This window comes from Paraburkholderia sp. Ac-20342 (assembly GCF_017104985.1).
Lineage (GTDB): Bacteria > Pseudomonadota > Gammaproteobacteria > Burkholderiales > Burkholderiaceae > Paraburkholderia.
In genome coordinates this window covers 1-23,981 of sequence record NZ_JAAGPQ010000021.1, presented here as the reverse complement: position 1 = coordinate 23,981, position 23,981 = coordinate 1, and the positions used below count along the sequence as shown (strand labels likewise).

The window sequence follows — 23,981 nt, the reverse complement described above, 5'->3', positions numbered from 1 at the left end:
GGCGCGTGCTACGGAATGCGTGCCGTGTCGAAACGTGCCGCGCCGGTTGCCGATGGCGCTGCCTCAAAGCCCGCCGAGCCCGCCGCGTGGAGCGCGCGCCCCATCGATGCTCATCCGCCCCGCGCCGGTCACGAACAGCAGCAGGAAGCCGCCCGCGATACCGATGTTCTTCCAGAAGTGGATCACCATGTCGTGTTGCACTGCCGGATCGGTGACGTTCCAGAAATCGTGGCCGAGCACCGCGGTGACGATCGTGTACGCGGCCATGAACAGCGCGAGCGGCCGGATCTTGAAACCAACGACGAGCAGCAGGCCGCCGAGCACTTCGACCGCCGTCGCAATGGGCGCGGCGATCTGCACGAACGGCACGCCTTTCGAATGCAGGTAGCCGACAAAGCCCGCATAGCCCAGCAGCTTCATCGCCCCGCTCCACAGGAACAGCACGGAAAGGGCAAGACGGGCGATGAAGATGATGCCGTAATCGACGGGACGCGACATAGGGGGCTCCTGTAATTGAATAAGCAGCAGACCCGAATGGGCTGCCGCAGTTCCCGGCCTCGCCCCTGAGCATATGTGCAACGACCGCCTTTTCCAAGTGCCCGATGGGGCCGCGCGCTCGCCTTCACGAATAGGTGACGATCTCGACCCGATGGCCATCCGGACCCAGGCAATCCGCCGGCTTCATCCCGCCGCGTCCGGCGCGAGCAGCACGCCCTTCGTGAACACGAAGCAGCCATAGCCGCGCGCCTCGCCGGTTGCGATCACGCAATAGGCCTCGCGCGCCCGCTCGTAAAACGCAAACCGTTCGATCGACGCGAACGGCACCTCGCGCCCTTCCGCCGTGTTGACCTCGGCCTGCGCTTCGCGCTGCACCGCGGGGATCGTGTGCGGCTCGCCGACGACTTCCATGCGCGACGCGGGATGATCGACAAAGGTGTCGAGCGGCAGCACCGACAACACCGCGCGAATCGCGCGCGGCGAACTCACGCCGTCGAGACGCAATGGCCTGCCGAGCACGGTATCGCACGCGACCGACCCGGCCGGAAAGTTCGCGTCGCAAATGACGAGCTCGTCGCCGTGGCCCATCGAGCGCAGCGCATGCAGTATGTCGGCGTTCAGCAGCGGGTCCAGATTCTTCAGCACGGTGTCTCCTTGTGGTGCGGTTGATGGCAGCGGTTGATGGCTTGCGGTTCGGGCTGGCGCGCGATGTTTTCCGCACGGGCTTTCCCCGCGCGGCGACGGTCGATTGTAGCAAGCCATGCCGGCCACTCCCATGCGGTGTGGCCGCCCGCGAGTGCGCGCATCGGGTACGCCGTCACCGGCATGCTTGTCGCTCATCCGGCCTCATCCAACCGCCGCCTTGCGTAGTACGCACAGCCGCGCTTGCGCCGCACTGCCAACGCAGCCACCCGACCATCGCCAGCAGCACGAGCCCCGCTCCACCCAGCACCGGTTCGCGCCAGCCGAGCAATGCGATGAACGTGAACGCCCGCGCGCCGGCGAGCAGCGCAAAGCCGGCGATCGCGCCTGATAGCGCGTCAGCGGCACCCGACACGCGCGCGAACGCGTGGTCGACCGTGACAGACATGGCGGCTACGGACTCGCGCATGATCGTCTCCGTGAAAAATGCGGCTGGTTGGACTATCTATCGGCAGCGTCAGGCGGCGCCCGGAGCTTCGTCGAGGAAGCCCGTGACCGCCAGCAGGCGACCGTGCGCATCCACCACGCCGAAGTCGGAACCCTTGACGATCGCTTCGCCCGCCGGCGTCGTCAGCGCCCACGAGAAACGCAGCCGGTTCGCGAAGCCGTCGACGTCGGTCGTGCGGCGAAACGTGTGATGCGGAAAACGCTCGTGCACCGCGCGGATCATCGCGTCGATACCGTCGTGCCCGGCGCCGGCGAGCAGCGGGTCGCGATAGTCGGCATCGGCGCTCCACGTCGCGGCGATCAGTTCGCGGCGGCGTGTGCCATCGGTCTCGTTCCAGGTATCGAAATAGCGGTCGATCAGATCGGTATGCGCATTCATCCCAAGCTCCTTGATTGGCAGGACTGAGCACTCCGCTCGGCACACGCGTCGTATGCGGCGGGCTCGGTTTGAAGATTGAACGAGCGCGTGAGCAGCGTCGATTACGTCACAGGTAAGCAGACGTCTGCAACGTCATCCCGTGCAGCGATTTTTTCGTCGCATTAGCCATTTGGCCGAGTCGTCAGAACGCGTAAGGACCGCTAACCTCGTGGGACGAATGGAGGCCGCGCGGCACTTGCGCGCGGTGTGGGAGTAACGAACAGGGGCACGGCACGAACCGTTTTATTGATATGTTTTCCACGCTTGCAAATAAGTATCCCAAAGGATACGATCTATACCAGATCGCAACACCACCCACGTACACGGTCAACTGCACCGAAGAATTCGACCATTGGCTCGACGGACTCACAGACCTGCGAGCCAAGGCAAAAATTCTCGTGCGTATCCGGCGCGCGGAACGCGGGTATTTCGGCGACGTCAAGTTTCTGGAAGAAGGGGTGTTCGAGATGCGCATCGACTGTGGCCCGGGGTATCGGGTCTACTACGCGCGCGAAGGGCGTACGGTGTATCTGCTGCTGTGCGGCGGCAACAAATCCACGCAGAAGGCAGACATCAAACATGCCCGAACAATGTGGGAAGCCATCAGAAGGGAACGATCATGAGCAAGATCAAAACGGCACGATTCGATGCCTCGCGCTACCTCGACAGCGACGCAATGGTCGCTGCATATCTGAACGCCGCGCTTGCCGAAAGCAATGCCGACGCGCTGCTCGCCGCCATCGCCGATGTCGCCAAATCGCGCGGCATCACCCGAATCGCGGCGGACGCGGGGCTCGGTCGCGAAAGCCTCTACAAGACACTTGCGCCCGGCTCCAAACCGCGCATGGACACGGTGCTCAAACTGCTGCGCGCACTCAACATCCGGCTTAGCGCTGAGCCCGCGAATGCGGTGGCTGCGTGATCGGGGTTCCGCGTTTTTTGCGTTGTGCCCCCGCACTGCCATATCGGCACGCCGGGTCTGCCGCATTGCCATGCACGCTCGAGGAGATCGGTCGGAAGCCGGCAGGACTGCGAGTATCGATCATTGAAACTGGCCGCACGTTACCTCTCAGGTCATGGTTTGCTCGCGCGCTTTGACTATGATCGGAGACATGAACACGCTCTCTCTTGCACAAACGGCTGCTTCACCCGCGTCGCTACCCAGCCGCACCGTTGGCAATCTGCTGCGCGAATGGCGTCAGCGGCGACGCATGAGCCAGTTGCTGCTTGCCACCGAAGCCGAAATTTCAACCCGGCATCTGAGCTTCGTCGAATCGGGCCGCGCGCTGCCGAGCCGCGAAATGGTCATGCACCTGGCCGAACGGCTCGACGTACCGTTGCGGGCACGCAATGCGCTGCTCGTCGCAGCGGGCTACGCACCGTTATTTCGTGAGCGCCCGCTTTCCGATCCGCAACTCGCCGCCGCACGCGAAGCCGTCGAACTGGTACTCAAGGGACACGAGCCCTACCCCGCGCTCGCAATCGACCGGCACTGGACCATCGTCGCGGCCAACAACGCACTTGCGCCACTATTGAGCGGTGCCAGTCCCGAGTTGCTGAAGCCGCCGGTCAACGCGCTGCGCTTGAGCCTGCATCCGCAGGGCATTGCATCGTCTATCGTCAATTGGCATGCGTGGCGCGAGCACATACTGGCCCGCCTGCAACGGCAAATCGACGTCAGCGGCGACGATGCGCTGGGCGCGCTACGCGACGAGTTGGCCACCTATCCCGCACCACCGGATGCGGACGCGGCAGCCCCAGACGACACCGCCCTCAATCAGATAGCGGTGCCGTTGAGGCTGCGCACTTCGATCGGCGTGCTGTCGTTTCTCAGCACGACCACGGTATTCGGTACGCCAGTGGATGTCACGCTGTCGGAACTCGCCATCGAGGCGTTCTTTCCCGCGGATCAGCAAACTACGCTGGCATTGCGCGAATTTGCATCGACCCGGCCGGCGCACGAAGGCCGAGGGATAAACGCCGGGTAGGTAACCCGATGCTCGGCTACTACGGCGTCCGCCTCGCCCATGGCGGCAATATCGGCACCTATTGGAGCACCGTCGCGTCAGACGGCTTCCACAGCGCGCTCCGCCTCACCGCAGCCTTCGCCGGCTACGTTCCCGGCACACGTCCATAGCGTCTCTTCGGCCCCGACACCAACCCCGTCCGACATCCCCGCAGGTAGCCCCCTCCCGCAAAACTGTCGCCTCAACGTTACAAATGTGGCCCGGCAGTGCCGTGTTTGTAACTGAGGCCACATCATCCTGTTACACATTTGATCGAACCCTATTCAACATACAAAAGCCGTATTTATTACCGCCCATTAGTTATTCTTTCTATTGCCTTTCCAAACCAAATCCAATTCGCCGTTCGCGGCCGATCGTAATCATTTGCCACGTCAATTAAGCCAGAGGCCCTCCCTGCAAGGTTTCCACCGATTTTCCTCGGATTTCGGATAGTCGAAGATTCGCCGTGCATCGTTCATTACAGTAGCGTGAAAGAGTTACCGGAAATCGATTCTTTTTTTGAGATATTTTTTCAGGAAGGGATTGCTTTCTGGTTTTACACTTCATACAATTCGTCCCAAGCTGTTACGAAATGTAACGCGATGTATCAAAAATTCGCAGTCTGTATCAAGCAGTGACATGTAGCCGGGGGGAATCGCCGGCGAGGCAGAAAAGACATAACGGCTAAAAGCCGACATAGTAATTCGGGGCTTCGGAAACAGAGAAAATGGACCGTAGCAGCGAGACGCTGGATTCTATCCGCGAGATCAACTTGTCTTACATCATGCTTGCGCAGCGTATGTTGCGTGAGGACAAACCGGTCGGCATGTTTCGGCTGGGGTTGTCGTCGGAATTGGCTGATTTGCTGGCCGGGCTGTCGCTCGCGCAGATCGTCAAGCTGGCCTCTTCCGAGCAGCTGTTGTGCTTCTTCCGCTTCAACGACCACTCGATGCTGTCAGCGTTGACGCAAACGACGAAGCACGCAGCCGTCGCGCCGACCCATGCGGCTATCCTGCTCGCAGGCCAGCCCGCCGAGCAGTTTGCTTGATCGAGGTAACTGCAATGCTCAAGCGAAGCCTCACTGAAGACGCGCAGGAAGTATTCCGCGCGATCGCGCTGATCGAACTCGGCGCGCGCATGCAGGTGCTCGAAAGCGAGCTGACGCTCTCGCGCGACCGCATGATCCGCCTGTACCGCGAGGTCAAGGGCGTGTCGCCGCCCAAGGGCATGCTGCCGTTTTCGGCGGACTGGTACATGACGTGGCTCGCGAACATTCATGCATCGCTGTTCTACAACACCTACCTGTTCCTCAAGAACGAAGCGCGCTGCTCGCATCTGGACGCACTGACCAAGGGGTATCGGCTGTATCTCGAACACTGCCAGCACAGCGAGACCGAACCGGTGCTGGACCTGACGCGCGCATGGACGCTCGTGCGTTTCTTCGACGCCGACATTCTGCAGTTGACCCCATGCTGCCGTTGCTCGGGCAAGTTTGTCGCGCATAAGCACGACCTGCAGCATAACGTCGTATGCGGTGCGTGCCAGCCGCCGTCGCGGGCCGGCAAGACCAAGAAAGCAGCAGCAGCCCGCCAGGAAGCGCTCGAAGCAGCGCAGGTCGCTCAGGCCGCCTGAATACATTGAGTCGATCCGAGGAGACGGGGCCAGTCGATTCGAATCGAAGCCTATAAGAAAGAAGAGTCCGCAGAGTCGAACCGGCTATGCGGATTTTTTTTCGCCGTCACCGTCACCGTCATCAATGACAACGGCAACGCCAACGGCCCTGCCGTTCAAGACTGCCGCGATCAGCCGGCAAGCCCGACCGTCTGCACAACGAGCCACAGATTCGCCGCGCTGATCGCCACGAACAGCGTCCACGCGAGCAGCCGCGTCGGCAGTCTGTTGGCGAACTCGCCCATCAGCGAGCGATCGTTCGTCATGCGAATCAGCGGATAGAGCGCGAACGGCAATTGCAGGCTCAGCACGACCTGGCTCGCGACGAGCAGTTGGCCGACCGCACCGTTGCCGAGCATCCGCACGCCGATCAGCGCGGGAATCAGCGCGAGCGCGCGCGTGATGAAGCGCCGCTGCCAGCACGGAATCTTCATCTTCAGGAAGCCTTCCATGATGACCTGCCCCGCCACCGTGCCGGTAAAGGTCGAGCTCTGTCCCGATGCGAGCAGCGTGATCGCGAACAGCAGCGCCGCGAAGCCGGTGCCGACGATCGGCGCGAGCAGCCGGTAGGCATCCTCGATCTGCGTGACGGCCTGGTGGCCGGTCGCGTGAAACGCCGCGGCGGCCAGTATCAGGATCGCCATGTTAATGAGCGCCGCGAGCACGAGCGACACGATCGTATCGATGCGCGACAGGCTGATCGCCGAACGGATGCCGGCCGAGTCGCGCTTCACCGCACGCGTTTGTACGATCGACGAATGCAGATACAGGTTATGCGGCATCACCGTCGCGCCGAGGATGCCGATCGCGAGATACATCGGCTCGCGCGAACTGAGCGCCTGCCACGACGGAATCAGCCCATGCGCGACCGACGGCCAATGCGGCCCGACGAGCGCCAGCTCGATGATATAGCCGACACCGATCGTCGCGATCAGCCCGAGCATGATCGCTTCGAGGTCGCGAAAATTCTTGCCCTTGAGGCCGAGCACGATCAGCGTATCGAACGCGGTCAGCAACACGCCGGTGGTCAGCGAGCAATTGAACAGCAGATGGAACGCGAGCGCGCCGCCGAGCACCTCGGCGAGATCGCACGCGATGATCGACAGTTCCGCGAGCAGCCATTGCACGCGCGCGACGCGCGGCGAGTAGCGCGCGCTCGACAGTTGCGCGAGGTCGCGTCCGGTGGCGATGCCGAGCCGCATGCTCAGACATTGCAGCGCCATCGCCGCGAGGCTCGACAGCAGCACGACGAACAGCAGGCTGTAGCCGTAGCGTGATCCGGCTTCGATTGCCGTGGCCCAGTTGCCCGGGTCCATATAGCCGATCGAAACCAGCAGACCGGGCCCCGCGAATTGCAGGATCTTTTTCCAGAACGGCGCTTGCGCCGGGACGGCCACTGAGCCCTGCACCTCGGACGGGCAGAACGGCGCGGTGGCGGTAGTCGGTAATTTGAAGAACAAGCCGGGAATCTCTTGAGGGGAATCGACGCGACGCCCCACGCGGGCGGTCGCAAACGGCCTCAAGTGTACAAAGAAACCTCGGGCAGCGTGCCGTTTAGCGCGTAGCGGCCGACGTCGCGCACGCGATAGTCGAGCGGATCGTGCAGCGTATGCACGCGCGCGTTGCGCCAGAAGCGGTCGAGCGCGAGCGGCGCGTGCGTCGCACGGGCACCGCAGGCGTCGAACAGCTTTTCGCCGACGTCGAGCGCCGCGCGGTGCGCCACGACCTTCGCTTCCGACGTCACGAGCGCCACCCGCGCGCGCGTGCCTGCTTCGAGCGACATGCCCTGCCGCCACGCCTCGTCGAGCGCGTTCGCGGCACGCACGGCCAGCGCTTCCGCACTGACCGCCTGGATATGCATTTCGCCGAAACGCTGGATCAGATACGGATCGTCGGTGGCCTGGCTCACGCCGGACGCGATCCACGGTCGGCCATGCTCATGCACGTACGCGCGCGCCGCGTCGAGCGCGCCCTGCGCGAGGCCGACAAACAGATTGGTCAGCACCTGTTGCGAGATCAGCGTGCGCAGACTCGCATACGGCGTGTCGGGCCGCACCAGCACTTCGTCGGGCGCGACGCGGACCCGCACGAACGACACGCTGCCGCTGTCGGTCTGACGCTGGCCGATCGGATTCCAGTCGTCGTGCACGGCAATGCCCGCGCGCTCGGTCGGCACCACGGCGAACACCGGCTTGCCGGTGACGGGATCGTGCGCGGACACGGTCATCATCTGCGAGCCGCGCGTGCCGGAGCAAAAGCCTTTCTGGCCGTCGAGCAGATAGCCGCCGTCTCCGGTTGCCGTTGCAACGAGCCGCGTATCGAGCGGATTGACCGCATTGCCCCACCACCAGCGATGTTCGACGCTGCCTCGCAGATAGTGCGCGCGTTGCTGCGGATTGCCCCACACGTCGAGGCTCACGATTTGCAGGCAGGTGAAGCCGAGCAGATGCGCGAGCGCGCTGTCGACGCGCGCGAGTTGGCGAATCACATCGTAGATGTCGGACCAGCCTGCGCCCGCGCCGCCGAATTCGCGCGGCACGGCGAGCGTGAGCAGTCCCGCATCGGCGATCCACTGTTTTTCCCGCGCGGCATGGCCGCCTTCGCGATCGCGCTGCGCGGCGCTGGCACGCAGCGCCTGGAGCAACGCCGTCAGGTCGCGCGCGGGCTGCGCCTGTTGAGGTTCGCGAATCTGCTCGATGCCGTCACGCACGAAAGTCACTGGCTTGCCCTGGAGTAGTCGATGGTTGCATCCGGACGATCATAGAGAGCCGTGCATGCGAGGTCTACGAAGCGATTGGCAGAAGGAAAGCGCGAAAAACGATTTGGACGCAAAAACGCCGGGCGGCGCTTTTGCGCGGCCCGGCGTTGGTAATGCCTTGGTGATGCGACCGTTGACGGCGTTGAGCCTCAACCGGTCGAACAACCGGTTAGCGCTTCGCCACCTGCTGCTGCGCCGGAACGGAGACGGCCTCAGACGCGGAGTTCGACGAAGCAGAGGGCAAAGCAGCGAGCGAAGCCGCCGCAGCGCCAGAAGCCCCGGCAGGAACCGCATCCGCTGGCACCGGAGCCGCCCCCACCGCGGTATCGTCCGCTTTCACATCGCCCCAGCCGCCGCCCAACGCACGAATCAGATTCACCGTCGCCACCGCCTGCGTGCCCGCCAGATGGCTCGCCTGCAATTGCGACAGCAGCACCTGGCGCTCGCCGTCGATCACGTCGAGATAGCTGACCGCACCTTCGGTGTACTGCGTACGCGACAGATGCGCGGCCCGTTGCGAGGCGTCGACCGCATTGTTCTGCTCGCGCATCTGATCGTCGAGCAGGCGCAGATCGGCGAGATTGTCCTCGACCTCGCGGAACGCCACGAGCACCTGCTGACGATACTGCGCGACGTCCTCGTCATACTTCGAGCGCGCCTGCGCGAGGTTGGCCTTGCGGCGCCCGCCGTCGAAGATCGGCAGCGTCAACGCGGTGCCCGCGAACGGCCCGAGAATGAACGCGCGGCTCGACCACATGAACAGATCGCCGAGCGTCGCCGATTCGAAACCGAACGCGCCGGTGATATCGAGCTTCGGGAAGAACGCCGACTTCGCAAGCCCGACGCGCGCGTTCGCGGCCTGCATCGCGCGTTCGGCCGCCGCGATATCGGGGCGCCGTTCGAGCAGCGCCGACGGCAAACCGGCCGGCACGCGCACCGTTACCGGCACGAGCGGTGCTTCGGCAAACGAAAAATCGGCGGGCGGCTTGCCGAGCAGAATCGCAAGGCTATGCTCCGAGGCCGCCCGCTGACGCGCGACGCCCACCGCATCGGCACGCGCGCTCGCCAGTTCGTTGCGGGCGCGCGCAAGGTCGAGTTCGCTGATGTCGCCTTCCTTGAAGCGCCGCTCGACGAGCTTCAGCGCGTCCTCGCGCAATGCGACGGTGCGGCGATACAGGTCCTGGTCCGTATCGAGTTCGCGCAACAGGAAGTAGTTCTGCGCGACGTCGGCCTGCAACGACAACTGCACCGAACGGAACAGCGCTTCGCTTTGCTGCTCGTCGGCGCGCGACGCGTTCACGTTCGAGCCGACCCGCCCGAACAGATCCGCCTCGTACGACGCGCCCATCTGCGCGCGCCAGATCGTGCCGGTCGTGCCGCCCACGCTGTCCGGCTGGAATTGCGACGCCGCCGACGCCCGCTCGCGCGTCGGGCCGAAGCCCGCGTCGAACTTCGGAAACCAGTCGGACTTCGCCGCCTGCGTCACCGCGCGCGCCTGCTGCACGCGCGCCGCCGCGGCCTTCAGATCCTGATTCGCGGCGGCGGCCTGCGCTTCGAGCGCGTCGAGTTGCGAGTCGCCGAACACCTTCCACCATTCGCCGCGCAATGCGTCATCGGACGGTTGAGCGGGCTTCCATGTGCCGGCGTTCTGTGCCGATGCATCGGTGGCGCCCGAGGCCGCCGCTGCCGGCGCGGCCGTTACCGCCGGCGCTTCCTTGAACGCGGCCGGCGCATCGACGTCCGGCCGCTTGTACACGGGCTCCAGCGAGCACGCCGCCAGCAGCGCGACCAGCAAACCGCTTGCCGCCGCGCGGCCCCAGCCGCTCAAAGAGGCAAAGCGAGATTCAAAGCGTTTCATTATTGTTTTCTCCTCAGGCGTCCGTGACGGCCGTGCCATAGCGCGGCGAGTCCTTCTGCGCGACGTGGATCGTCCCACCCGCGAGCGAACGCAGCACCACATAAAACACCGGCGTCAGCATCAGGCCGAACAGCGTGACGCCGAGCATGCCGAAGAACACCGCAATACCCATCGCGTGACGCATCTCCGAGCCCGCGCCGCTCGACAGCACCAGCGGCACCACGCCCATGATGAAGGCGATCGACGTCATCAGAATCGGCCGCAACCGCAAGCGGCTTGCCTCGATCGCCGCCGCGAGCGGCGTGCGTCCATCATGTTCGAGTTCGCGCGCGAATTCGACGATCAGGATCGCGTTCTTCGCCGACAGACCCACCAGCACCATCAAGCCGATCTGCGTGAAGATGTTGTTGTCGCCGCCGGTGAGCCACACGCCGGTCAGCGCGGACAGCACGCTCATCGGCACAATCAGGATCACCGCGAGCGGCAGCGTCAGGCTTTCATACAGCGCCGCAAGCACGAGAAACACGAGCAGCACGCTGATCGGGAACACCCACATGCCCGCATTGCCGGCGAGAATCTGCTGATACGTGAGGTCGGTCCATTCGAGCTTCACGCCGCGCGGCAGCACTTCGGCAGCCACGCGCTCAGCCGCGGCCTGCGCCTGCCCCGACGAATAGCCGGGCGCCGGACCGCCGTTGATGTCGGCCGCGGTGTAGCCGTTGTAGCGCACCACCATCTCCGGTCCGTATGTCGGCGTCACCGTGACCAGCGACGAGAGCGGCACCATCTCGCCCGAAGCATTGCGCGTCTTCAGTTGCAGGATGTCGTCGGCACGTTGACGGAACGGCGCATCCGCCTGCACCCGCACCTGATACACGCGGCCGAAGCGGTTGAAGTCGTTCACGTAAAGCGAGCCCAGATAGATCTGCATCGTGTCGAACACGTCGGTGACCGGCACGCCGAGCTGCTTGGCCTTCACGCGATCGAGATCGACGTTCAGTTGCGGCACGTTGATCTGATAGCTCGAGAACGTCGGGCCGAGCTCAGGCGTCTGCGCCGCGCGCTTCACGAATGCTTCCGCCGCCTTGTTGAGTTCGGCGTAACCGACCGCTCCATGATCTTCGAGCTGCATCTTGAAGCCGCCGAGCGTGCCGAGGCCGAGCACCGGCGGCGGCGGGAACACCGCGACGAACGAGTCCTTGATCGCGCCATACTGCTGGTTCAGCGCGCCGGCAATCGCACCGGCCGAGAGCTTCCTGCTGCCACGCTGCTTGAACGGCTTCAGCGTGACGAACACGATGCCCGCGCTCGAACTATTCGTGAAGCCATTCACCGACAAACCGGGGAACGCCACCGCACTTTCCACGCCCGGCTGCTTCAGCGCGATCGCGCTCATGTCGCGAATCACCTTCTCGGTGCGATCGAGCGATGCACCGTTCGGCAACTGCGCAAACGCGATCAGATACTCCTTGTCCTGCGCGGGCACGAAGCCGCCCGGCACCACGCGCGCCATCAAGACGGTCGCGCCGAGCAGGATCGCGTACACCACGAGCATCGCGCCCTTGCGTCGCAACACACCGGTCACGCCACGGCCATAGGCTTCCGAGCCGCGATGAAAGACCTTGTTGAAGCGCCTGAAGAAGCCGCCGAGTACACGGTTCATCACGCGCGTCAGCCAGTCTTCCTTCGCGCCGTGGCCGCGCAACAGCAACGCGGACAGGGCCGGCGACAAGGTCAGCGAATTGAACGCCGAGATCACCGTCGAGATCGCGATAGTCATGGCGAACTGCTTGTAGAACTGGCCCGTGAGACCCGTCATGAACGCGAGCGGCACGAACACGGCAACAAGTGTCAGCGCAATCGCGATGATCGGCCCGCTCACTTCGCGCATCGCCTTGTAGGTCGCATCGCGCGCACTGAGCCCGTTTTCGATGTTGCGCTCGACGTTCTCCACCACCACGATCGCGTCGTCGACCACGATACCGATCGCGAGCACCATGCCGAACAACGAGAGCGCGTTGATCGAAAAACCGAATGCCAGCAGCAGCGAGAACGTACCGACGATCGACACCGGCACCGCGATCAACGGAATGATCGACGCACGCCACGTCTGCAAAAACACAATCACGACGATCACAACGAGCGCGATTGCTTCGAGCAGCGTGTGGATCACCGCCTCGATACTCGAACGCACGAATTGCGTCGGGTCGTAGACGATCCGGTATTCGACGCCGGCCGGCATGTCTGCGGAGAGTTCCTTCATCGCCGCGCGCACCTGTTCGGAAATCGCAAGCGAGTTCGCACCGGGCGCCTGGTTGATGGCCAGTGCAACGGCGGGCTTGTTGTCGAGCAACGAACGCAGGCCGTATTCCGACGCCGCAAGTTCGATACGCGCGATATCGCGCAGATACGTCACGCCGCCATCGGGCGCGGTCTTCACGATGATGTCGCCGAATTCGCTCTCGGTCTTCAAACGGCCGCGCGCATTCACCGACAACTGCAACTGCGTGCCCGGCACCGACGGCGATGCGCCGATCACGCCGGCCGCCACCTGAATGTTCTGCTCGCGAATCGCATTGACGACTTCGGTCGCGGTCAGCCCGCGCTGCGCGACCTTTTGCGGATCGAGCCAGATACGCATCGCGTAGTCGCCCGAACCCCACAACTGCACTTCGCCGACGCCCTGAATCCGCGCGAGCCGATCCTTCACGTTGAGCAGCGCGTAATTGCGCAGATACGTCATGTCGTAGCGGTCGTTCGGCGAGATCAGATGCACGACCATCGTCAGCGTCGGCGAGCTTTTGATCGTCGTCACGCCGAGCCGCTGCACGTCTTCGGGCAGACGCGGCAGCGCCTGGTTGACGCGGTTCTGCACCAGTTGCGTCGCGAGGTCGGGATTGGTGCCGAGCTTGAACGTCACGGTGAGCGTGAGATTGCCGTCGCTATTCGCCTGCGACTGCATATACAGCATGTTTTCGACGCCGTTGATCTGCTCTTCGAGCGGCGCGGCGACCGCCTCGGCAATCACTTTCGGATTCGCACCCGGATACTGCGCATGCACCACCACCGACGGCGGCACCACTTCCGGATACTCGGAAATAGGCAGCTTGAACAGCGAGATGATGCCCCCGAGCAGGATCAAGACCGATAGCACGCCTGCAAAGATCGGGCGATCGATGAAGAATTTGGATATGTTCATGGGAAGCTCTTAACGTTGAAACATGCGCGCTGGCGCGTGCGGCTCACGAATTGCCCTTTGTGCTCTTCGTGCTGTCCGCGCCGGCGTCCGCCTTCGCGCGCGTTTGCGCGAGCGGTGCGCTGTTCGGGTCCTGGTCGGCCGTCATCGGCACCATGTGTGCGCGAACCGCATCGCCGGGACGCACGCGCTGAATGCCGTTCACGACGATGCGGTCGCCCGGCTTCAAACCGTCCTTGACGACGCGCAGATCGCCCTGCATCGCGCCCGTCGAGATCTCGCGATAGACGACGTGGTTGCCCTGATCGACCACGAGCACGAACTTCTTGTCCTGGTCGGTGCCGACCGCGGCATCGTCGATCAACAGCGCCGGGTGCGGCGCGCTGCCGCCCACTTTCACGCGCGCGTAAAGGCCCGGAATCAGCGCGCCGTCCGCGTTGTCGAACTTCGCGCGCACACGGATAGTGCCCGACGACGTATCGAGGCGGTTGTCGACCGACTCGATCGTGCCGCTGCGCGAGTAGCCGGTTTCATCGGCGAGACCGAGTTCGACCGGCACCTTGCTGCCGTCCTTCGCGCGGCTCAGGTATTGCAGGTAGGTCTGTTCGTCCGCGTCGAACGATGCGTAGATCGGCGAAACCGACACGAGCGTGGTCAACGGCGCGGCACTCGCGCCCGCCGACACGACGTTGCCGACCGTGATCTCCGCGCGCGACACGCGGCCCGACACCGGCGCCGTGATCTTCGTGTAGCCGAGATTGATGCGCGCGGTTTCGAGCGCGGCTTGCGCGGCCTTCAGGTTCGCGCTCGCCTCGCGCGCGGCGTTCTGCTTCTCGTCGTAGTCGCGCTTGGCAATGGCGTTGTCGGCGATCAGTCGCTGCGCGCGCTCCCAGTCGCTTTGCGTGTAGCCCGTGCGCGCCTGCGCGGCCGCGAGCTGGGCTTCGGCGCGATCGACTTCGGCCGCATACGGACGCGGATCGATCACGAACAGCGTGTCGCCTTTCTTCACGAGCGCGCCGTCCTTGAAGTTGACCGAGACGATCGTGCCCGGCACCTGCGAACGCACGTCGACTTTCTCGACGGCTTCGAGACGGCCCGAATAACTCTGCCAGTCGGTGATCGTCTTTTGCACGACGGTCGCGACGTCGACCTCGGGCACGATGGTCGGCGCGGCCGGCGAACTCGCATCGACGCGAATCGCGCCGAACGTGCCGAGCCCGGCGAGCACGAGCACGGCTAGCGCGGCAAACGCCACGCGGCGGCGGGAAAGTGGAAGGATGGTCATGTGTAGCTCCGGTATCGTTGATTGAAATTCTGTTTATCGATGCGCGCGCGTGTCGAAGCGCCACTGAAAAAAGCGCACCGCTTCCTGCAACGCGGGCGGATGATCGGCGAGCGCCGCGTGCGAAACGCTCGGATAGCGGGCCACCTGGGTCTGCACGCCCGCGTCGATCAGATTGCTTGCATACTTCTCGGCCTCGACGTGCAGCACGTCGTTCTGCGCGGTCGCGATCAGCGTGGCCGGCAAACCCGCGAGCCGCGCCGATTCGAGCGGCGCCGCGTACGGATGCATGCGCTGCGAGGCTTTCGGCAGATACGCGCGATAACACGCGGCGCACTCGCTCGCGGTGATGTCGGAACCGAGGCGCCGCTCGTCGCCAAGACGCGTCAGGCTCGGATCGAGCATCGGTCCGAACAGCGCCTGCGCGGCGATCGGCACGTCGCCGCGGTCGCGCGCGATAAAGGCGAGACAGTTCGCCAGCTGGCCGCCCGCATCGTGACCGGCCACGCCGATCTTTCTGCTATTGCCGCCGAAAGCACGCGCCCGCGTCTGCACCCATAGCGCCGCGCGATGCGCGTCTTCGGGCGCAGCCGGAAACGGAAACTGCGGCGCAAGCGAATAGCCGACCGACACGACGAGCGCCGGCAAGTGTTCCGCGAAATAGCGCGCGGCAAAGTCGGCCTGCTCTATCGAGCCCCGGGTAAAGCCGCCGCCGTGGAAATAAAGCAGTACCGGCAGTGCGGTCTTTTTCGCAAGCCGGTACAAACGCAGGGTGATTTCCTGTGCGTGTCCGTCGATCTGTACGTCGGTGATTTCGAGTGCCGCCTCATTGGCTTCCGCGGCGCTGTCGTCCACGGGAACAAAGGAATACGGCGATTTGAATGCATCCATGTCGAGCCGCGCAAATGCGCACAAAACTTCAATGGTGCGAATTGTGGGTTCGGCAGACTCGTAAATAAATGCCTATAATCCGGCAACACAATTCGGTGCCTCTGAACAATCCACCGCGATTGCTCCGCGGATTCCACTCCGCCACTGCGCCCGTCTTCATGGAGGTTTGCGATGGACCGGCTTCAGGCCATGCAAGTGTTCACCCGTGTCGTCGACACCAACAGCTTTACCCGCGCGGCGGAAACGCTCGATTTGCCGCGCGCGTCGGTCACCACGATTATTCAGAACCTCGAAGCGTTTCTCGGCACCCGCCTGATGCACCGGACCACGCGGCGTCTGTCGCTGACGCCGGACGGCGCCGCGTATTACGAGCGCTGCGTGCGCATCCTCGCGGACGTCGAGGAAACCGAAGCCAGTTTTCAGAGCGGCAACAAGAAGCCGCACGGCAAGCTGCGCATCGACATGCCGGGGTCGCTCGGCCGCCTGATCGTGATTCCCTCGCTGTGCGAATTCCACACGCGCTATCCGGACATCGACCTGCAGCTCGGTTTGACCGACCGGCCGGTAGACCTGCTGCAGGAAGGCGTGGATTGCGTGCTGCGGGTCGGCGCGCTGCAGGATTCGTCACTGGTCGCGCGCCGCATCGGCCTGTTCGAGGGCGTGACCTGCGCGTCGCCGGACTACATCGAGCGCGCGGGCATGCCCGCGTCGCTCGAAGATCTCGACAACCATAAGGCCGTCAATTACTTCTCGAGCCGCACGGGCCGCACCCTCGACTGGGCGTTCCTCGTGAACGGCAACGAAGTGGAAGTGAAGATGAAGAGCATCGTGTCGGTCAACGACGCGGATGCCTACGTGACTTGCGGACTCGAAGGCTTCGGCCTGATTCAGCCGGCGCTCTTCATGGTGCTGCCGCATCTGCGTTCGGGCCAGCTCGTCGAAGCGCTGCCGGAGTTGAAGCCTCTGCCGATGCCGATTTCCGCCGTCTATCCGCACAGCCGCCATCTGTCGCCGAAAGTCCGCGTGTTCGTGGACTGGATCGCGGAAGTGTTCGAGCGTTGCCCGCTGCTGAGCGGACGCTACAGTCTCGACGCCACCTGCACGAAGCGCACTTTGGAAGAACGCGAGTCGGCCCCGGTACGCGATACGCCGATGATGACCGAGTGGGTCGCATGAGAACCTCATCAGCGTCCCCGACGCGCTGCGTGGCTCTGCCCACATTGAAGTACTCAAAAGTACGCAAACTGAAACAGTGAATTACAGCCGCGGCTCCAATGCCGCGGTTTTTTTAAAGCCTCGTCGCAGCCGGCGCAGTCGCGGCGATGGCCCGGCCTCACGCGCGATTGTTCTGAAATCGCGACAATTCATTTCGCGAAAGCGGGATTTACCCGCACCGCACCGACCTCTACAGTTCACCCTGTCGCAGCGCCATCCGCGCTGCCAAGGAATCGACAGGAGTGAATCATGAAACGCAATCTGCTGGCAGGTCTCGCTCTTTCGCTGCTCGTCAGCGCTCCGGTATTTGCGCAAGGCGGTGGCGGCATTGGCCGCGCGGGCACTTACGACACGCAACCGGCGGCGGCCGCGAGTACGAAAACACGTGCCGAAGTCAAGGCCGAACTGGTCGCCGCGTATCGCGACGGTTCGCTGCCCTCGCTCAATCGCAACGCGTATCCGGACAAAGGTCTGATCGGCCAAACGCAAACGGCCCGTATCGCGCTACAGGAAGGCACGAGCGGCAACGTGACTCGTGTAGCGGCAGGTCAGTAACGCATCAGCCAAAGCGCGCTCGGCGCGACGATCGATTTTCCATCGGAAGTGGTCGCCGATTCGTCGCCCGCGCACTCTTCATCAAGGAGCTCACCATGACACCGTCGGAACTGGACAACTGGAATAGCGATACGCCCGTGTGGATGCCGTATCGTCCGTTGCAACATTGAGATTGAGTGTAGGTTGTCGCTCGCGGCGCCGGGTGTGATGCGGCTGATATGCGCGATATGTGCGATATGTGCGCTGTGCCCGCAAGCATCGCTTCGCGGGCGAAGCGCCATTCGAAAGCGCTCGCGAATGCGCGTCGCGACGCGGCTTTATGCTTCGCGCGGCACGTCGGGCTCGAAGAACACCCAACGCACTTGCGGAAAGGTGGCCTGCAAATCGGCTTCGATCACGTTGATCGCATCGACCATCGCGCGGCCGCTCGCATAATCGATCATTTCCGCCTGCACCGCGACGACGACATGACGCCCCCATTGCAGCGTAATCATATTGATGATGCTGCGAATCTCCTCGCGCGCATGCAGATGCGCCTCGATCGCGCGGCGCACTTCCGGGCTCGCCGACTCGCCGACGATCATCGATTTCACTTCACGCGCAACAAGCCACGCAATCACCATGAGCAGGAAACCCACGCCGATCGAACCGAGCGCGTCATAGACAGGATTGCCGGTCACCATTGTCAGCAGCACCGCGATAAACGCGATCGCGAGGCCCGCGAGAGCGGCAATATCCTCGCCTGCCACGACCAGCAGCTCGGCTTCGCGCGTCTCGCGAAACCAGCGCCACAGGCTTTTATCCGGATGCGTCTTGCGAATCTCCTTGACGGCGCCCCATAGCGACAGCGATTCGAGCACCACTGAAATCCCGAGCACCGCCAGCGCGACAAACGCAAACTGCAACGGCTCGCGCGCCATCACACGATGCACGCCTTCATACACCGAGAACGCGCCGCCGACAAAAAACAGCAGCAACGCAACGAGCAGCGAATAGAAATTGATTTCGCGGCCGCTGCCCATGGGATGCAAGGGACTGACCGGCTTGCGCGCTTCGCTCAGGCCGAATAGCAGAAGCAGTTGATTGCCGCAGTCGGCGGTAGAGTGAATCGCTTCGGCAAACATCGCGCCGGAACCCGTAAACGCCGCCGCCGCGAACTTGCAGACAGCGATACCGAGATTGGCGGCGAGTGCATAAAAAATGGCTTTCGGCGATTCTTCTTTCATCTTCGGGAAGGCATCCGTGAGTTTTATCTGAGTTTTATCGGAAGTTGCCGACAGGCAACTCCCGTATTATGAACACGGCGAGTTGGACACATCCAACTCGCCGCGCTGAGCCGCGTCATCTTATGCTACCTCGCTCCACGAGCTGCCGATGTACGCGGTCGGTAGTCGAGCCCTTCCATGCGCGCCGTCTCTCCTGTCGCCACGCTCCCCCTCGGACGCTCACTGTGCCCTTTCCAGTGCCGCCATCTCGCGCACGACCACGAGCAGAACGGAAAGACTCGCGCCGCCGGTGGCGCGCAAGTCGGCCAGCAGACGCGTATAACGCTCGATCTGCGCGGCACGTTTTTCGTGCCGCGCCTGCACGAGCGAGTCCGGCGTCGATGCCTCGTTCGCGTCCGCCAGCACGCTCGTGGTCAGCGCGCGCTTGAGCCGCGCGAGTTCGGCCAATGCCGAGGCGCGCGCCAGCATGTCCCAGTGCGTCGGCGCCGGCAGCGAAGCCGCGCGCTCGCTGATCCAGCCATAGTTCAATAGCGTGCCGAGCGCGAAGTAGACGCCTGCCACCTGTTCGAGACTGCGCCCGCACGTCGATGCGACTTCGGCGATATCGAGCAGCGCCGCCGATACCTCGCCGCTCGCGATACGCACCGCGAGGTCGCTATCGACACCGGCATCGACGAAGCCGCGCTGCCGCTCGGAAAGCGCTTCGAGATCCGCGCGCGGCAGCAACGCGGGCCATTGCGGCGCGAGGCGCTGCGCCGCATCGCGGCAGCGCGCGAGCAAACCGGCCACGTCGTCGCCGGCCGCGCCCGATTGCAGATGCCGCAAGAACCACAGCGCCGAACGTTCGACGAGCCGCGCGACTTCGGCGAACATGCGCGCCTGCACGTCATCGGGAACGCGGTTGTCGAGCGCGTCGATATCGCTCCAGATCTGGTCGAGATCGAACACGTCGCGCGCCATGATGCAAGCGCGCACGATGTCGCCGGGCTGCGCGTCGGTTTCTTCCATCAGCCGATGCACGAACTCGCAGCCCACGCGATTCACCAGTGCATTGGTCAGATGCGTCGCGAGAATTTCACGGCGCAGCGGATGGCGCTGCATCGGTTCGCGGAAACGCTGCCGCAATGGTTTCGGGAAGTACTCGATCAGCATGTCGCCGACGAGCGGGTCTTCCGGCATCGACGAATCGAGCAGTGCGTCATATAGCCACATCTTGCTGTAGGCGAGCAGCACGGCGCGCTCGGGTGTCGTCAGGCCCTGCTTCGCGGCCGCGCGTTCGGCGATTTCCTCGTCGGTGGGCAGAAACTCGATCACGCGATTGAGCCGCCCCGCACGTTCCAGATAGCGCATCAGGCGCGCTTCGGCATCGAGCAGTTCGACGCCGAAGCGGCCCGCGATCGACAACGCCTGGGTCTGATAGTAGTTGTCCCGCAGCACGAGCAGGCCCACTTCGTCGGTCATTTCGGCGAGCAGGGCATTGCGCTGCTTCTCGGTCATCTCGCCGTCGGCGACGACGAGCCCGAGCAGAATCTTGATGTTGACTTCGTGATCCGAACAATCGACGCCTGCGGAATTGTCGATCGCATCGGTATTGATGCGGCCGCCGCGCTGCGCGAATTCGATGCGCCCCAATTGCGTCAGGCCGAGATTGCCGCCCTCGGCCACGACCTTGCAGCGCAGATCGGCGCCGCTCACGCGAATCGCGTCGTTCGCGCGATCGCCGACCTGCTGATGCGTTTCGCGGCTCGCCTTCACATAGGTGCCGATGCCGCCGTTATAAAGCAGATCGACCGGTGCCTGCAAAATCGCGCGCATCAGTTCGGCCGGCGCGAGTGCCGCCGCGTTGATGCCGAGCGCGGACTGCACCGCCACCGACAACGGAATCGTCTTCGCGCTGCGCGGGAACACGCCGCCGCCCGCCGAGATCAGCGACGGATCGTAGTCCGCCCAGCTCGAACGGTCGAGCATGAACAGCCGCTCGCGCTCGGCGAGACTCGCGGCCGGGTCGGGATCGGGATCGAGAAAGATGTGCCGGTGATCGAATGCGGCAACGAGCCGGATATGCGGCGACAACAGCATGCCGTTGCCGAACACGTCGCCCGACATATCGCCGACACCGACCACCGTGAAGTTCATGCTCTGCGTGTCGACGCCCATCTCGCGGAAGTGCCGTTTGACCGACTCCCATGCGCCGCGCGCGGTAATGGCCATCTTCTTGTGGTCGTAGCCGACCGAGCCGCCCGACGCGAACGCATCGTCGAGCCAGAAGCCGTATTCCTGCGAGATCGCGTTCGCGTAGTCGGAGAAGGTGGCCGTGCCTTTGTCGGCGGCGACGACCAGATACGGGTCGTCGGGATCGTGGCGCACCACGTCGGGCGGCGGCACGACGTCGGTGCCCGCGAGATTGTCGGTCACGTCGAGCAAGCCGCGCAGGAAGGTCTGATAGCACGCGACGCCTTCGCGCATCCACGCATCGCGCTCGCTTTGCGGCGGCGGATTCTTCACGACGAAGCCACCCTTCGAGCCGACCGGCACGATCACGACGTTCTTCACCATCTGCGCTTTCATGAGGCCGAGCACTTCCGTGCGGAAGTCTTCACGCCGGTCGGACCAGCGCAAACCGCCGCGCGCGACGCGCCCGCCACGCAAATGCACGCCTTCGACACGCGGCGAATAGACCCAGATCTCGAACATCGGTTTCGGCTCGGGCAAGCCCGGCACCTGCGCTGGGTCGAACTTGAACGACAGGTACGACTTCGGCCACCCTTCGGCGTCGTAGCGATAGTAGTTGGTGCGTTTGGTCGCCTTGATGACGCCGAGGAACTGCCGCAATATGCGGTCCTCGTCGAGATTGGGCACCTGGTCGAGCGCGCTCTCTATCGCCGCGAAACGGCTTTCGACGCGCGCCTCGCGCACCGCGCCGAGCGCCGGATCGAAGCGCGCGATAAACAGTTCGACGAGCATGCGCGCGATCGCCGGATTGCCGGTCACCGCGCGCTCGATATACGCGTCGCTGAACGTCGAGCCCACCTGGCGCAGATACTTCGCGTACGCCCGCAGAATCGTCACCTCGCGCGCATTCAGTTGCGCGCGCAAGACGAGGCGATTGAAGTCGTCGCTTTCGATCGCGCCGGTCCAGACCTGCTCGAACGCTTCCTCGAACAGGTCCTTCACGCGCTCGATGTCGAACTCGGCATCGTCCGCGAGTTCGAGGCCGAAGTCGTGAATCCATGCCGGCGTCGCGCCCAGTGCCTCGATCAGATAAGGCCGCTCTTCGTCGACCCGCACGCCGAGATGTTCGAGCATCGGCAAGCTGCGCGACAACGCGATCGGCTGGCCCGCGCGATACACCTTGAAGCGGAACGCGCGCGGTCCCGATTCGATCGGGCGGTACAGGTTCATCGCAAGCCTTTCGCTGCCCTGCACGCGCTCGATCAGCTCGATATCGCGCACCGCCGTGCGCGCCGGATAGTCGTCGCGATAGCCGGCGGGAAATGAGTCGCCGTAATGCTGCAGCAGACGGTTGCCGTGCTCTTCGCCATACACGTCGAGCAGCGCGTCGGCAAGATCGTCCTGCCAGCGGCGCGCAACCTGTACGAGCCGCGCTTCGAGCTCGCGCGTATCGACGTCCGGCATGCCGCCCGGTTTCGCATGGACGACGAAATGAATCCGCGCAAGCGTCGACTCCGAGAGCAGCGGCGTGAATTCGACGTTCTCGCCGTTGAACGCATCGGCGAGCAGGTTGGCGATACGCTGCCGCAAATCGGTGTTGTACTTGTCGCGCGACACGAACACGAGGCACGACACGAAGCGGTCGAAGCGATCGCGCCGCACGAACAGACGCGTGCGCTGATGCTCCTGCAAACGCAGCACGCCGAGCGCGGTGTCGTAGAGCTGATCTTCGTCGGCCTGGAACAGTTCGTCGCGCGGGTAAGTTTCGAGCACCGTCACAAGCGATTTCGCCAGATGCCCCTTCGGCAGGAAAGCGGCGCGGCGCACGATATTGGCGCATTTGCGCCGCACGATCGGAATTTCCGCAGCCGAAACGAAATACGCGGTGGACGTGTAAAGGCCGATGAAGCGCCGCTCGCCGCTCACCTTGCCGTCCGCGCCGGTCAGCTTGATGCCGACATAGTCGAGATAGCCGGGCCGATGCACGGTGGCGCGCGAATTGGCCTTGGTCAGAAAGATCGGCGACGTGCCGGCAATGATCTCCGTCGCAGCCGGCGGCAGCGGCGTGATTTCCGCGGCGCCGGCGGGCCGCAGCGCATCGCGCAGAATGCCGAGGCCCGAGCCCGGCACGGCGCGCAAACCATAGCCGCTGTCCTGCTGCACGAGTTCGTAGTCGCGCTGGCCGAGAAACGTGAAGTGATCGGCGACCATCCATTCGAGGAACGCGCGCGCTTCGACGCCTTCCGCGCCCGTCTCGCGAACCTTGAGGTCCTGGATCGTCGCCTTCGCGCACTCGATCAGCTTCGGCCAGTCTTCCACGGCCGCGCGCACGTCGCCGAGCACGCGCGCGATGTCGTCGCGCAGTGCGTCGAGTTTTGCGGCATCGCCGCAACGGTCCACTTCGAAGTGAATGCACGAGGTCAGGTGCGAACGCGTATCGCCGGCTTCCTCGGCACCCTGGCTCACGCGCTCGATGCTGCCGTCGGTCGCGCGCCAGATGCGAAACACCGGATGCACGACCGAATGCAGCGCGAGCCCCTCGCGGTTGACCGCCATCGACACCGAATCGACGAGAAACGGCATGTCGTCGTTGACGATCTCGATCACCGTATGATCGGAGTGCCAACCGTGCTGTTCGAGGATCGGGTTATAGACGCGCAACCGCTGCTGGCCCGGCGCGAAGCGCTGCGCGGTTTGCCAGTGCGCGAGCGCCGCGCCGTAGAGATCGGCGATCGAGCGGCTTTGCAGATCGCCGCTGTCGACGAAATCGTAGTAATGCCGCAGGAAAGGTTCGACGATGTTGAAGGTCGGCTCGGGCAGCCGTCCACGCGCAAATTCGACGACATCGTTCAGCAGGTGCGTGACGGCTTCTTCGTTCTTTGCTTGCATGATCGACTCCCCTGGCTGGCGGCAATGGTGAGTATCGTGTGATTCGCAGGCAACGTCTGACAATGGATTATGCGCCCGTCGCGCGCAATCAGATCGATCGGCGCGCTCAGGTAATACCCGCTGCGTTTTTTCGCGGCGCCGCCGCGCATCGCGCTGCACTGCGGCAGTCCGCGCCGGCTGACGGCGAGCGGCTGGCG

The 23,981-nt window shown here is 63.9% G+C and carries 20 protein-coding genes; 8 read left to right on the top strand and 12 right to left on the bottom strand.

The window, feature by feature from the left end; all coding sequences use genetic code 11:
* Positions 1-63: 63 nt before the first annotated feature.
* The 4 genes from G3N58_RS11375 to G3N58_RS11360 all read right to left on the bottom strand — a co-directional run bounded on the left by G3N58_RS11375 (position 64) and on the right by G3N58_RS11360 (position 2,026).
* Positions 64-498 (bottom strand): DoxX family protein, encoded by a 435-nt coding sequence (locus G3N58_RS11375; RefSeq protein ID WP_167043711.1) that lies wholly within the window; start codon positions 496-498, stop codon positions 64-66.
* A 183-nt stretch (positions 499-681) separates the two neighbouring features.
* Complete coding sequence (locus tag G3N58_RS11370) at positions 682-1,143, bottom strand: RbsD/FucU domain-containing protein (RefSeq protein ID WP_167043709.1); 462 nt, start codon at positions 1,141-1,143, stop codon at positions 682-684.
* A 172-nt stretch (positions 1,144-1,315) separates the two neighbouring features.
* A complete protein-coding gene (locus G3N58_RS11365; protein ID WP_167283152.1) occupies positions 1,316-1,609 on the bottom strand; it encodes a hypothetical protein in 294 nt (97 codons plus the stop codon).
* A gap of 48 nt (positions 1,610-1,657) precedes the next feature.
* Positions 1,658-2,026, bottom strand: a complete 369-nt coding sequence (locus tag G3N58_RS11360) for a nuclear transport factor 2 family protein (protein ID WP_167043705.1) — start codon at positions 2,024-2,026, stop codon at positions 1,658-1,660.
* A 290-nt stretch (positions 2,027-2,316) separates the two neighbouring features.
* On the opposite strand from G3N58_RS11360, the gene G3N58_RS11355 reads away from it, so the two are divergent.
* From G3N58_RS11355 to flhC, 6 genes are all read left to right on the top strand, one after another.
* The gene (locus G3N58_RS11355) at positions 2,317-2,688 is read left to right on the top strand and encodes a type II toxin-antitoxin system RelE/ParE family toxin (protein WP_167043703.1); all 372 of its coding nucleotides are present in this window, start codon (positions 2,317-2,319) and stop codon (positions 2,686-2,688) included.
* A complete protein-coding gene (locus G3N58_RS11350) occupies positions 2,685-2,987 on the top strand; it encodes an addiction module antidote protein (RefSeq protein ID WP_167043701.1) in 303 nt (100 codons plus the stop codon). Before G3N58_RS11355 ends, G3N58_RS11350 begins: the two co-directional genes overlap by 4 nt.
* Before the next feature lie 190 nt (positions 2,988-3,177).
* Positions 3,178-4,053 carry a helix-turn-helix transcriptional regulator gene (locus G3N58_RS11345; RefSeq protein ID WP_205999199.1) on the top strand — a complete coding sequence of 292 codons (876 nt, stop codon included), beginning with the start codon at positions 3,178-3,180 and terminating at the stop codon, positions 4,051-4,053.
* 8 nt (positions 4,054-4,061) lie between these two features.
* On the top strand, positions 4,062-4,202 hold the full coding sequence (locus tag G3N58_RS11340; RefSeq protein ID WP_167283156.1) for a hypothetical protein: 141 nt from the start codon (positions 4,062-4,064) through the stop codon (positions 4,200-4,202).
* A 596-nt stretch (positions 4,203-4,798) separates the two neighbouring features.
* On the top strand, positions 4,799-5,119 hold the full coding sequence (gene flhD, locus G3N58_RS11335) for a flagellar transcriptional regulator FlhD (RefSeq protein ID WP_167043696.1): 321 nt from the start codon (positions 4,799-4,801) through the stop codon (positions 5,117-5,119).
* 14 nt (positions 5,120-5,133) lie between these two features.
* On the top strand, positions 5,134-5,703 hold the full coding sequence (gene flhC, locus G3N58_RS11330) for a flagellar transcriptional regulator FlhC (RefSeq protein WP_167043694.1): 570 nt from the start codon (positions 5,134-5,136) through the stop codon (positions 5,701-5,703).
* 170 nt (positions 5,704-5,873) lie between these two features.
* On the opposite strand, the gene G3N58_RS11325 is transcribed toward flhC, so the two are convergent.
* From G3N58_RS11325 to G3N58_RS11300, 6 genes are all read right to left on the bottom strand, one after another.
* Positions 5,874-7,202, bottom strand: a complete 1,329-nt coding sequence (locus G3N58_RS11325) for an Nramp family divalent metal transporter (RefSeq protein ID WP_167043692.1) — start codon at positions 7,200-7,202, stop codon at positions 5,874-5,876.
* Positions 7,203-7,261: 59 nt separating this feature from the next.
* Positions 7,262-8,440 carry an acyl-CoA dehydrogenase family protein gene (locus tag G3N58_RS11320; RefSeq protein WP_346778260.1) on the bottom strand — a complete coding sequence of 393 codons (1,179 nt, stop codon included), beginning with the start codon at positions 8,438-8,440 and terminating at the stop codon, positions 7,262-7,264.
* A gap of 229 nt (positions 8,441-8,669) precedes the next feature.
* Complete coding sequence (locus G3N58_RS11315) at positions 8,670-10,358, bottom strand: efflux transporter outer membrane subunit (RefSeq protein WP_167043688.1); 1,689 nt, start codon at positions 10,356-10,358, stop codon at positions 8,670-8,672.
* A 13-nt stretch (positions 10,359-10,371) separates the two neighbouring features.
* Positions 10,372-13,557 (bottom strand): efflux RND transporter permease subunit, encoded by a 3,186-nt coding sequence (locus tag G3N58_RS11310; protein ID WP_205999197.1) that lies wholly within the window; start codon positions 13,555-13,557, stop codon positions 10,372-10,374.
* Between the two features lie 43 nt (positions 13,558-13,600).
* Positions 13,601-14,839, bottom strand: coding sequence for an efflux RND transporter periplasmic adaptor subunit (locus G3N58_RS11305; protein ID WP_167043684.1), 1,239 nt, complete (start codon positions 14,837-14,839; stop codon positions 13,601-13,603).
* Between the two features lie 33 nt (positions 14,840-14,872).
* Positions 14,873-15,727 (bottom strand): alpha/beta hydrolase, encoded by an 855-nt coding sequence (locus G3N58_RS11300; RefSeq protein WP_167283166.1) that lies wholly within the window; start codon positions 15,725-15,727, stop codon positions 14,873-14,875.
* Between the two features lie 171 nt (positions 15,728-15,898).
* On the opposite strand from G3N58_RS11300, the gene G3N58_RS11295 reads away from it, so the two are divergent.
* Together G3N58_RS11295 and G3N58_RS11290 are read left to right on the top strand one after the other, a co-directional pair.
* Positions 15,899-16,903 carry a LysR family transcriptional regulator gene (locus G3N58_RS11295; RefSeq protein ID WP_167283168.1) on the top strand — a complete coding sequence of 335 codons (1,005 nt, stop codon included), beginning with the start codon at positions 15,899-15,901 and terminating at the stop codon, positions 16,901-16,903.
* Positions 16,904-17,191: 288 nt separating this feature from the next.
* Positions 17,192-17,497: a DUF4148 domain-containing protein gene (locus G3N58_RS11290; protein WP_167043678.1), complete on the top strand. Its 306-nt coding sequence runs from the start codon at positions 17,192-17,194 to the stop codon at positions 17,495-17,497.
* A gap of 317 nt (positions 17,498-17,814) precedes the next feature.
* Here G3N58_RS11290 and G3N58_RS11285 read toward each other — a convergent pair whose 3' ends face one another.
* Together G3N58_RS11285 and G3N58_RS11280 are read right to left on the bottom strand one after the other, a co-directional pair.
* Positions 17,815-18,723 carry a cation diffusion facilitator family transporter gene (locus G3N58_RS11285; protein ID WP_167043676.1) on the bottom strand — a complete coding sequence of 303 codons (909 nt, stop codon included), beginning with the start codon at positions 18,721-18,723 and terminating at the stop codon, positions 17,815-17,817.
* Positions 18,724-18,942: 219 nt separating this feature from the next.
* Positions 18,943-23,784: an NAD-glutamate dehydrogenase gene (locus G3N58_RS11280; protein WP_205999196.1), complete on the bottom strand. Its 4,842-nt coding sequence runs from the start codon at positions 23,782-23,784 to the stop codon at positions 18,943-18,945.
* Between the last annotated feature and the right edge of the window lie 197 nt (positions 23,785-23,981).

What these genes read in the sequence shown, in the direction of transcription:
- G3N58_RS11355 (WP_167043703.1), top strand. Translation starts at nt 2,317, where the DNA reads ATGTTTTCCACGCTTGCAAATAAGTATCCCAAAGGATACGATCTATAC.
- G3N58_RS11365 (WP_167283152.1), bottom strand. Translation starts at nt 1,609, where the DNA reads ATGCGCGAGTCCGTAGCCGCCATGTCTGTCACGGTCGACCACGCGTTC.
- G3N58_RS11315 (WP_167043688.1), bottom strand. Translation starts at nt 10,358, where the DNA reads ATGAAACGCTTTGAATCTCGCTTTGCCTCTTTGAGCGGCTGGGGCCGC.
- G3N58_RS11285 (WP_167043676.1), bottom strand. Translation starts at nt 18,723, where the DNA reads ATGAAAGAAGAATCGCCGAAAGCCATTTTTTATGCACTCGCCGCCAAT.
- G3N58_RS11305 (WP_167043684.1), bottom strand. Translation starts at nt 14,839, where the DNA reads ATGACCATCCTTCCACTTTCCCGCCGCCGCGTGGCGTTTGCCGCGCTA.
- G3N58_RS11360 (WP_167043705.1), bottom strand. Translation starts at nt 2,026, where the DNA reads ATGAATGCGCATACCGATCTGATCGACCGCTATTTCGATACCTGGAAC.
- G3N58_RS11295 (WP_167283168.1), top strand. Translation starts at nt 15,899, where the DNA reads ATGGACCGGCTTCAGGCCATGCAAGTGTTCACCCGTGTCGTCGACACC.
- G3N58_RS11375 (WP_167043711.1), bottom strand. Translation starts at nt 498, where the DNA reads ATGTCGCGTCCCGTCGATTACGGCATCATCTTCATCGCCCGTCTTGCC.
- G3N58_RS11345 (WP_205999199.1), top strand. Translation starts at nt 3,178, where the DNA reads ATGAACACGCTCTCTCTTGCACAAACGGCTGCTTCACCCGCGTCGCTA.
- flhD (WP_167043696.1), top strand. Translation starts at nt 4,799, where the DNA reads ATGGACCGTAGCAGCGAGACGCTGGATTCTATCCGCGAGATCAACTTG.
- G3N58_RS11290 (WP_167043678.1), top strand. Translation starts at nt 17,192, where the DNA reads ATGAAACGCAATCTGCTGGCAGGTCTCGCTCTTTCGCTGCTCGTCAGC.
- G3N58_RS11280 (WP_205999196.1), bottom strand. Translation starts at nt 23,784, where the DNA reads ATGCAAGCAAAGAACGAAGAAGCCGTCACGCACCTGCTGAACGATGTC.
- G3N58_RS11310 (WP_205999197.1), bottom strand. Translation starts at nt 13,557, where the DNA reads ATGAACATATCCAAATTCTTCATCGATCGCCCGATCTTTGCAGGCGTG.
- G3N58_RS11300 (WP_167283166.1), bottom strand. Translation starts at nt 15,727, where the DNA reads ATGGATGCATTCAAATCGCCGTATTCCTTTGTTCCCGTGGACGACAGC.
- flhC (WP_167043694.1), top strand. Translation starts at nt 5,134, where the DNA reads ATGCTCAAGCGAAGCCTCACTGAAGACGCGCAGGAAGTATTCCGCGCG.
- G3N58_RS11340 (WP_167283156.1), top strand. Translation starts at nt 4,062, where the DNA reads ATGCTCGGCTACTACGGCGTCCGCCTCGCCCATGGCGGCAATATCGGC.
- G3N58_RS11350 (WP_167043701.1), top strand. Translation starts at nt 2,685, where the DNA reads ATGAGCAAGATCAAAACGGCACGATTCGATGCCTCGCGCTACCTCGAC.